This is a genomic window from Janthinobacterium sp. BJB446, assembly GCF_002735655.1.
GTDB classification, from domain to species: Bacteria; Pseudomonadota; Gammaproteobacteria; order Burkholderiales; family Burkholderiaceae_D; genus Janthinobacterium; species Janthinobacterium lividum.
In genome coordinates, this window is the sequence record NZ_PDZK01000015.1 from 1 (window position 1) to 1,007 (window position 1,007).

Here is a 1,007-nt window from a genome sequence, read left to right on the forward strand (position 1 = left end):
GGATTCCAGCCATGTCAAGGGTAGGTAAGGTTTTTCGCGTTGCATCGAATTAATCCACATCATCCACCGCTTGTGCGGGTCCCCGTCAATTCCTTTGAGTTTTAATCTTGCGACCGTACTCCCCAGGCGGTCTACTTCACGCGTTAGCTGCGTTACCAAGTCAATTAAGACCCGACAACTAGTAGACATCGTTTAGGGCGTGGACTACCAGGGTATCTAATCCTGTTTGCTCCCCACGCTTTCGTGCATGAGCGTCAATCTTGACCCAGGGGGCTGCCTTCGCCATCGGTGTTCCTCCACATATCTACGCATTTCACTGCTACACGTGGAATTCTACCCCCCTCTGCCAGATTCTAGCCTTGCAGTCTCCAATGCAATTCCCAGGTTGAGCCCGGGGATTTCACATCAGACTTACAAAACCGCCTGCGCACGCTTTACGCCCAGTAATTCCGATTAACGCTTGCACCCTACGTATTACCGCGGCTGCTGGCACGTAGTTAGCCGGTGCTTATTCTTCAGGTACCGTCATTAGCAAGAGATATTAGCTCTCACCGTTTCTTCCCTGACAAAAGAGCTTTACAACCCGAAGGCCTTCTTCACTCACGCGGCATTGCTGGATCAGGCTTTCGCCCATTGTCCAAAATTCCCCACTGCTGCCTCCCGTAGGAGTCTGGACCGTGTCTCAGTTCCAGTGTGGCTGGTCGTCCTCTCAGACCAGCTACTGATCGATGCCTTGGTAGGCTTTTACCCTACCAACTAGCTAATCAGATATCGGCCGCTCCACGAGCATGAGGTCTTGCGATCCCCCACTTTCATCCTTAGATCGTATGCGGTATTAGCGTAACTTTCGCTACGTTATCCCCCACTCTAGGGTACGTTCCGATATATTACTCACCCGTTCGCCACTCGCCACCAGAGCAAGCTCCGTGCTGCCGTTCGACTTGCATGTGTAAGGCATGCCGCCAGCGTTCAATCTGAGCCAGGATCAAACTCTTCAGTTTAATCTC

Annotated in this window: 1 rRNA gene; it reads right to left on the minus strand. The window is 52.0% G+C overall.

From position 1 onward, the window contains the following. A 16S ribosomal RNA gene (locus CSQ92_RS28450) occupies positions 1–1,001 on the minus strand; the annotation flags it as partial. Between the last annotated feature and the right edge of the window lie 6 nt (positions 1,002–1,007).